This is a genomic window from Quisquiliibacterium sp. (genome assembly GCF_982640115.1).
Genome location: NZ_CEXFHW010000170.1, coordinates 1 through 8,141 on the forward strand (window position 1 = coordinate 1; position 8,141 = coordinate 8,141).

The following is an 8,141-nucleotide window of genomic DNA, read 5'->3' on the forward strand; positions in this document are numbered from 1 at the left end:
CGAAGCCGAAGTAGTGCGGCAGGATGACCGCGCGCACCCGCTCGCGCAGCGCCTCGGCGACCGCCGCGCCGGTGAGCTCCAGCCCTGCCCCCACCGGCATGAACACCGGTCGCGCCCGCAGGGCCACGATCGGGTAGATCATGGTCGGACAGTGATAGGCCGGCACTGCCACGCGATCACCCGGTCCCACGCCGGCATCGCGCAGCGCCCAGTAGGTGGCCACCTTGCCCGAGGGCACCATCAGCGTGTCGGGCGCGAAAAAACGGCTGTCCACCGGGAAGGCAGGCCCGCCATCGCCGGCGCGACCAATCACCGGCAGGGTGGGGAACCAGGGCCGCGGATGCGCCGGCGGCATCGGCTGCAGGCGCTGGAAGAGCACCTCGGGCGCAGACATGGCGCTCAGGCGGGCAGCAGCCGCGCGAGGTGATCGACGATGCGCTGCGCCGCCTGGCCATCCCAGAGCGGCGGCCGGCGCCCGGCGGGAACCTCGCCGCGCAACGCGCGTCTGGCGGCGCGCACGATGCCCGCCGGGCGGGTGCCGGCCAGCAGGTTGGTGCCCTGCTCGACGGTCACCGGTCGCTCGGTGTTCTCGCGTACCGTGATGCAGGGCACGCCCAGCGCGGTGGTCTCCTCCTGCAGGCCACCGCTGTCGGTGAGCACCAGCGCCGCGTCCTTCCACAGCGAGAGGAAATCCATGAAGGAAAGCGGCTGGGTGTCGATCACGCCGGGCGGCAGGCTCAGGCCGGCGCGCTGCAGGCTGGCCCGGGTGCGGGGATGCACCGGGAACACCAGCGGGAGTTCCGCGGCCAGCTCGCCCAGGGCGGCGACGATGCCGGCCAGCACCGCAGGCTCGTCGACATTGGAGGGCCGATGCAGGGTGACCACGCCGTAGCGCGGCAGACCGGCGCGCAGCGCGGTGCTGCGAAAGCCGGCGGCATCGGCCTGCGCCAGCCGACCGAGCTGATGCATGAGGTTGTCGATCATCACATGGCCGACGAAGAAGATGCGCTCCTCGGGCTTGCCCTCGCGGCGCAGGTTCTCGCAGCCCGACGGTTCGGTCACGAACAGCCAGTCGCTGATCGCGTCGGTGGCCAGACGGTTGATCTCCTCGGGCATGGTGGTGTCGCCGCTGCGCAGGCCGGCCTCCACATGGGCCACCGGAATCTGCCGCTTGCGCGCGGTGAGCGCGCAGGCCAGCGTGGAGTCGACATCGCCCACCACCAGGGTGCAGTCGGGGCGCTCGCGCAGCAGCACATCCTCGTAGGCAAGCATGATCCGCGCGGTCTGGCGGGCATGGCTGCCGCCGCCAGCGCCCATGTGCACATCGGGCGCCGGTATGCCCAACTCCTCGAAGAACACCGCGCTCATCTCGTGATCATGGTGCTGGCCGGTGTGCACGAGGCGGAACCGGAACGCATCGGCGCGCGCCTGCAACGCCCGCACGATCGGGGCGATCTTCATGAAGTTGGGCCGCGCGCCGGCCACCAGGTCGATCAGTCGGGTCATCGTCTGAACCGGCATCGTGTCATGGCCGGGCTGTCCGCGGTTTGCGCCCGGTCAGCCGCCGGCCACCGGCCGGCCGATCGAGTGGTACTCGAGGCCGTGCCGGGCCACCGTGGCGGGGTCGTAGAGGTTGCGACCATCGAAGATCACCGGCTGGTTCAGGCGGGCGCGAATCTCGTCAAAGGAGGGCGAGCGGAATTCCTTCCACTCGGTGACGATCACCAGCGCGTCGGCGCCGCGCACCGCCTCCAGCGGCGAGGCGGCCAGAACCAGGTCGGCCCGCTCGCCATACAGGCGGCGGCACTCGTCGGCGGCGATCGGGTCGTAGGCGGCCACGCTCGCCCCCTCGTCCCACAGCGCCTGCATCACCGCGCGGGCCGGCGCCTCGCGCATGTCATCGGTGTTGGGTTTGAAGGCCAGGCCCCAGAGCGCGAAGCGGCGGCCGGCGAGGCTGCCGAAGCGGGCCCGCGCCTTGCGCACCAGCACGCTCTTCTGGTCCTCATTGACCTGCTCCACCGCCTTGAGCAGGCGCAGCGGCGTGCCCTGCTCCTCGGCGGTGCGGATCAGCGCCTGCACATCCTTGGGGAAGCACGAACCGCCATAGCCGGTGCCGGCATAGAGGAAGGACCAGCCGATGCGCGGGTCGGAGCCGATGCCCTGGCGGACATCCTCGATGTCGACGCCCACCGCCTCGGAGAGGCGGGAGAGGTCGTTCATGAACGAGATGCGGGTGGCCAGCATGGCATTGGCCGCGTACTTGGTGAGCTCGGCGGCGCGCCGGCTCATCACCAGGGTGCGCTCGTGGTTGCGCTGGAAAGGCTGGTAGAGCTCACGCATCACCGCCTCGGCCTGCGGGTCGGACACGCCGAGCACGATGCGGTCGGGCTTCATGCAGTCATCGACCGCCGCGCCCTCCTTCAGGAACTCGGGGTTGGAGACCACCGAGAAGCCGTGCGCCACGCCGCGCGCGGCAAGCTCCTCGGCCACCGCCTGCTCGACCCGGTCACCGGTGCCCACCGGCACCGTGCTCTTGTCGACGATGACGCGGTAGCCGGGCATGTGCCGGCCGATGCCGCGGGCCGCCGCCAGCACATGGCGCAAGTCGGCCGATCCGTCCTCGTCGGGCGGCGTGCCCACCGCGATCATCTGGATGAGGCCGAACTCGGCGGCCTGCTTCGGATCGGTGGTGAAGCTCAGCCGGCCGGCCTCGACATTGCGGCGGACCACCGGCTCGAGCCCCGGCTCATGGATGGGAATGATGCCCTGACGCAGGCGCTCGATCTTGCCGGCGTCGATGTCCAGGCAGAGCACCTCGTTGCCCATGTCCGCCAGGCAGGCGCCGGTGACCAGACCGACATAGCCGGTGCCGATGATGGTGACTTTCATGTGCTCTTTCCAGTTGATTCCCTGTGCGTCGGCCCGTCGACCGAGACCCGCGAAAACAGTTGCACCAGCTGCTCCACCCGCGCCTCCCAGCCGTTGGCCGCGGCATGGGCCAGGATGGCCTCCCGCGACCAGGCTCGGGTGAGGGCGTCTTCCAGCGCGGTCTCGAAGGCGGCCTCGTCCCAGAACGGCACCAGGGTGCCGAGCTGCGGGCTGCTCACCACCTCGGCATTGCCGCCCACCGCGGTGCTGATCACCGGCAGACCGAAGGCCATCGCCTCCAGGAACACATTGGCCCAGCCCTCGTAGGCGGTGGCCAGCGCGAAGACATCGGCCGCGGCATAGTGCCAGCGCAGCGCCTCGGGCGTCTGCCGTCCGCACAGCCGCACCGCGTCGGCAATGCCCAGCGACGCGGCCTGGGCGGCCAGGGCCGGGCCGAGATCGCCCTGGTCGGCGCCGCCGCCCACGATCAGACAGACCAGATCCGGAAAGCGACGGCGCAGCCGCGCCACCACCGGCAGCAAGCGCTGGAAGCCCTTGCCGGGCACCCGGTTGCCCACCGAGATGATCACCGGCGCATCAAGGGAGAGTCCCAGCCGGGCGCGGGCCTCGGCGCGGGGCGCCGGCGCGAAGCGGGCGAGGTCCACGCCATTGCCGACCACCGTGAAGCGCTGTGCCGGCTGGCCGAGCGGCGCGCCGACCTCGCGCACCAGCGACTCGCTCACCGCGATCAGGCGGGCGGCGCCGGCCAGCGCCTCGCGCAGCGCCGGCTCGCAGGCCGTGCCGAGCAGACGCTGATCCTTGCTGCCGCGCAGGCTGAGCACCACCGGCAGGCCGAGCCGCCGGCCGATGCGCACCGCGGCGTAACCGTCGGGATAGCCGAAGTGGGCGTCGATGACCGTGGCCTGCAGGCCCGCGGCCACCCGCCGCACCGTGGCCTCGGTGCAACGGGCCATCAGCCAGCCGTCGGCCCGCTTGAGCACACCGGGCAGGCTGACGAAGCGCGGCCGGTGCACCTCGATGCCGTCCATGCGCTCGAAGCGCGGCGCCGGCGCGCGAAAGCCCGGCCGCCAGTGGCGGATGAGGGCATCGACCGGCGACCAGGCCTGCGGCGCCACCACCGCCAGCGGCAGGCGTTGCGCCACCCGGAACATGCGCTCGCGGATGAACAGCCCCGCGCCCGGCGCAGCCGGGCTGGGAAAGAGGCTGGCATAGACCAGCACCCGGGCCGGCGCGGACGGATCCGTGACGGTCAACGCAGTCCGAAATAGATGTTGGCGGTCAGAAAGCCCTGCTTGTTGCCGCAGTCGAAGCGCTTGCCGCTGAAGCGGCAGCCATGCAGGCCGGGGGTGTCGATCTGGCCGGCGAGCGCGTCGGTGAGCTGGATCTCGCCGCCGGCGCCGGGCGCCTGGGTCTCGAGCGTGGCCAGCACGCCGGGATGCAGGATGTAGCGGCCGACCACCGCGAAGGTGGAGGGCGCGGCCTCGACCGCCGGCTTCTCGACGATGGCCCGCACCTTCATGCTGGTGCCGCTCGAGGACTCGGGGTCGATGATGCCGTACTTGCTGACATCGGCGCGCGGCACCTGCTCGATGGCGATCACGCTGCCGCCGGTGGACTGAGCCACCGGCAGCATCTGGCTGAGCACGCCCTGCGGGTGGCCGTCGATGAGGTCATCGGGCAGCAGCACCGCGAAGTGCTCGTCGTCGCCGATCATCGGCCGCGCGCAGAGCACGGCGTGGCCCAGGCCGAGCGGCGCGGGCTGGCGCACGAACAGCACCTTCACATGCGACGGGATGATGTTGCGCACGGCATCGAGCGCCTCGAGCTTGCCCTTGGCCTCGAGCTCGGCCTCGAGTTCGGGGGCACGATCGAAATAGTCTTCCACCGCCCGCTTGCTGCGGCCGGTGACGAAGATCAGGGTGTCGCAGCCCGCCTCGATCGCCTCGTCCACCGCGTACTGGATGATCGGCCGATCGACGATCGGCAGCATCTCCTTGGGGATGGACTTGGTGGCGGGCAGGAAACGGGTGCCCATCCCGGCCACCGGGAACACCGCCTTGCGCAGACGCATGCCGAGCCTTCCGAAAATCGCTGGTAATCCGCCATTATCGCCCGGTCGCGCGCGCCTGAGGGCTGCCCTGCCGCAATCCCGAGCGCAGCGCCGCGGCTTAATCTGCCGGTCATGCGCGCCGGGGCGAGGGCACCGACGGCTAGAATCGCCCCACTCCCACCGGAACCCCCTCACCATGCCACCCGACCGCGTCGACACCCTGCTGCGCGCCATCCTCGAATCGGCGGTCGGCCAGCGCGCCCTGCCGGCGTCGCTGACGGCCGACACCGCCCTGCTCGGTGCGATCCCCGAGCTCGACTCGATGGCGGTGCTGGCAGTGCTGACCCAGATCGAGGAGGACTTCGGCCTGAGCATTCCCGATGACGAGGTCAGCGCCGACATCTTCCTCACCTACGGCGACCTCGCCGGGTTCGTGCGCGCCAGACTGGGGTGAGCCTGCCGCCCCGCCTGCTTGCCGAGCGTCTGACGGGCTTCGCGCACGGGCCGCGCTGGGCGCAGTGGGCGCTGCCCGGCGCCGGCACGGCGGGCCGCGGCGGGGTGCTGATGGTGCAGTCCTTCCTGGATGAGCAGCCGCTCGGCCGGCGGGTGCTCTCGGCCATGGCGCGACGCCTCGCCGCCGATGGCTGGACGGTGCTCATCCCCGATCTCTTCGGCACCGGCGACTCGGCGGGCGATCACGCCGAGGCCAGCCTCGACCTGTGGCGAGGCGACCTCGACCGGGCCTGTGCCCTGCTGCGCGCGCGAGCCCGCGACCCCGCGCCGGTGCTGATTGGTGCGCGCCTGGGCGCGCTGCTGGCCACCGATCTGGTCGGACGACTGCCCGTGCCGCCGCGAGCGGTGGTGCTGTGGAATCCACCGGCGAGCGGCGCGGCGCTGATCGATCCACTTCGGCGCCTGGGGCGGCTGGGGGCAGCTGGGTCCGCCGGGGCGACGGCGGCTGGGGGCAAAGCCGGTGCAACGGGCAAGGCGGGCGCGAGTCCGGCGGGCGACGATCGCGGCGATGGCGACGACCGCGACGACCGCGGCGACCGCGGCGACGGGGCCGGCCGCGGTAGCGGGGCCGGCCGCCTCGCGGGCTACCCGGTGGCGCCGGCATGGGTCGAGGCCCTGCGCGCCCTCCGGCTGGACCAGGCACCAGCCACCACGCCGGCCCCCGGCGCGCCCTGGCTGGCGGTGCAGGGCCAGCGGGTGATCGAGCCGGGTCAGCCCGCGCCCGCGGCGCTGCAGGCCGCGGTGCATGCCTGGCAAGCGGCCGGCTGGCAGGCGCAGGCGCGTCTCGTCTCGCAGGAACCCTGGTGGAACGCGATGCAAGCGGTGGACACCACGGCGCTGCAGGATCTGACCGCTGCCTTCATCGGCGCGCTGCCGATCGCGTCAGAGGCCGCGATCGAGCGGCCCGGCTCGGCGCAGGCCGGCGCAGAGCAGGCCGGCGCAGAGCAGGCCGATTGCGAGCAGGCCGGCTTCGCACTGCCGGCTCCAGAGGCATTCCCCCCGCGCGAGCCCTCCCCGATGGTCATCGCCGGCGCGCAGGGTCCGCTGATGGGCGCGATGACGCTGCCGGCGGCCAGCCCCGTCGCCCGCCTGCTGGTGGTGCCCGGCCAGCCGCAGACCCGCGTCGGATCGCACCGCATGTTCGTCGACCTGGCCCGAGGTCTGGCCGACGCCGGCATCGCAAGCCTGCGCGTGGACATCGGCGGCTGGGGCGACAGCCCGGGCGAGGCCGGGCCCTTCGAAACCGCAGTGCCCGACATCGTGACCGCGGCGCGCGCCCTGACCGCATCGGAGCAACCCGACGGCGTCAGCGCGCCGCTCTGGCTGTGCGGCCTGTGCGATGGCGCGAGCGCCGCGGCACTCGCGCTGCCAGCGCTTCAGGCCGCAGGCATCCCGGTGGCCGGCGTGGCCTTGATCAATCCCTGGGTGCGCAGCGAGGCCAGCCTGGGTGCGGCCATGGTGCGTGGCTACTACGCCCGGCGGATCCTGGCGCCCGAGTTCTGGCGCCGTCTGCTGCGCGGCGAGGTGCCGGTCCGGCATCTGGCGGGCGACCCGCTGCGCCATCTTGCCGCCGGGCTCGGCCTGCGGGGACGACGGAGCTCTGCTGGCGCCACGCCCAGCGCCACACCCAGCGCGACGCCGATTGCCGATCTGCCCGCCGCCCTGCTGACGGCGCTGCGTCGCCACCGCGGCGCGCTGCTCACCGTGCTGAGTGGTGCCGACCTGACCGCCGATGAGACCGAGGCCCTGATCCGTGGCCAGCGCGCCTGGCGGCAGCGGCTGGAAGTCCAGGGCCAGGTGCTGCGGGTGCCGGGCGCCGATCACAGCCTGAGCGAGCCCGGCCACTGGGCAAAGGCAATCGACTGGCTCGGGACGCAGATCGCGGAATGCGCGCGGCAGCGCCGCTAGCGCTGCCGATCCGATCCCCGGCCTCGGCCGGCCATAATGGCCGCCGACCCCACCTGCCTGTCAACCCTCCCACCGCGAGGCGAGCCCATGTCCGTGAAGGCGCAAGTCACCGAACTGAAGACCCTGTCGTGCAGCGCCGCCTGGCGTAACTACTACTTCGTGAAAGTCACCACCGCCGACGGCGTGGTGGGCTGGAGCGAGTTCGACGAGGGCTTCGGCTCGCCGGGCGTGGGCGCGGTCATCGAGACCCTGGCCCGCCGGGTGGTCGGCCAGTCGGCCATGGACCACGAGCGCATCCGCGAGGAACTGATGGCGGTCACCCGGCCCGGCGCGGGCGGCGTGGTCGGCCAGGCGCTGGGCGCCATCGAGAACGCGCTGCTCGACGCCAAGGCCAAGACCCTGGGCGTGCCCTGCTATGAACTGCTCGGCGGCAAGATGCGTGACCGGCTGCGGGTGTACTGGTCACACTGCGTGACCTGGCGGGCCTCGCGCCGGCCGCACTACCAGCCCGAGATCACCGATGTGGAAGGCGTGCGGGCCCTCGCCCGCGAAGTGCGCGAGCGTGGCTTCACCGGACTGAAGACCAACATCTACCGCTACGAGAACGGCCAGATCAAGGGCTGGGCGCCGGGCTTCGGCAACCCCAACCTGCCCGCGCTGAACATGGAGCGCAACATCGCCCAGGGCGTGCGCGAGCACCTCCAGATCATGCGCGAGGCCGCCGGCCCCGACATGGACATCCTGCTCGACCTGAACTTCAACGCCAAGACCGAGGGCTACC

At 72.2% G+C, this 8,141-nt stretch carries 8 protein-coding genes; 3 read left to right on the top strand and 5 right to left on the bottom strand.

Annotated elements, in window-relative coordinates; translation table 11 throughout:
• The 5 genes from AC2H6A_RS15780 to galU all read right to left on the bottom strand — a co-directional run.
• The coding region (locus tag AC2H6A_RS15780; protein WP_484274649.1) for a DegT/DnrJ/EryC1/StrS family aminotransferase at positions 1-394 on the bottom strand (394 nt) is incomplete at its 3' end.
• A gap of 5 nt (positions 395-399) precedes the next feature.
• Entirely contained in the window at positions 400-1,506 is a 1,107-nt protein-coding gene (gene wecB / locus AC2H6A_RS15785; protein ID WP_484274651.1) for a non-hydrolyzing UDP-N-acetylglucosamine 2-epimerase, read from the bottom strand.
• 51 nt (positions 1,507-1,557) lie between these two features.
• Positions 1,558-2,889: a UDP-glucose dehydrogenase family protein gene (locus tag AC2H6A_RS15790; RefSeq protein ID WP_484274653.1), complete on the bottom strand. Its 1,332-nt coding sequence runs from the start codon at positions 2,887-2,889 to the stop codon at positions 1,558-1,560.
• Positions 2,886-4,142, bottom strand: a complete 1,257-nt coding sequence (locus tag AC2H6A_RS15795) for a glycosyltransferase (RefSeq protein ID WP_484274655.1) — start codon at positions 4,140-4,142, stop codon at positions 2,886-2,888. Before AC2H6A_RS15795 ends, AC2H6A_RS15790 begins: the two co-directional genes overlap by 4 nt.
• Positions 4,139-4,960, bottom strand: coding sequence for a UTP--glucose-1-phosphate uridylyltransferase GalU (gene galU / locus AC2H6A_RS15800; protein ID WP_484274657.1), 822 nt, complete (start codon positions 4,958-4,960; stop codon positions 4,139-4,141). Before galU ends, AC2H6A_RS15795 begins: the two co-directional genes overlap by 4 nt.
• A 175-nt stretch (positions 4,961-5,135) precedes the next feature.
• Between galU and AC2H6A_RS15805 the strand changes: the two genes are divergently transcribed.
• From AC2H6A_RS15805 to AC2H6A_RS15815, 3 genes are all read left to right on the top strand, one after another.
• On the top strand, positions 5,136-5,393 hold the full coding sequence (locus AC2H6A_RS15805; protein ID WP_484274659.1) for a phosphopantetheine-binding protein: 258 nt from the start codon (positions 5,136-5,138) through the stop codon (positions 5,391-5,393).
• A complete protein-coding gene (locus AC2H6A_RS15810; protein WP_484274660.1) occupies positions 5,390-7,360 on the top strand; it encodes a hydrolase 1, exosortase A system-associated in 1,971 nt (656 codons plus the stop codon). Before AC2H6A_RS15805 ends, AC2H6A_RS15810 begins: the two co-directional genes overlap by 4 nt.
• A gap of 87 nt (positions 7,361-7,447) precedes the next feature.
• Positions 7,448-8,141: enolase-like domain-containing protein (locus AC2H6A_RS15815; protein WP_484274661.1), on the top strand; the 694-nt coding region annotated here is incomplete at its 3' end.

Bases quoted from the DNA above. Each gene is read 5' to 3' on its own strand.
- wecB (WP_484274651.1), bottom strand. From the start codon at position 1,506: ATGACCCGACTGATCGACCTGGTGGCCGGCGCGCGGCCCAACTTCATG.
- AC2H6A_RS15790 (WP_484274653.1), bottom strand. From the start codon at position 2,889: ATGAAAGTCACCATCATCGGCACCGGCTATGTCGGTCTGGTCACCGGC.
- galU (WP_484274657.1), bottom strand. From the start codon at position 4,960: ATGCGTCTGCGCAAGGCGGTGTTCCCGGTGGCCGGGATGGGCACCCGT.
- AC2H6A_RS15805 (WP_484274659.1), top strand. From the start codon at position 5,136: ATGCCACCCGACCGCGTCGACACCCTGCTGCGCGCCATCCTCGAATCG.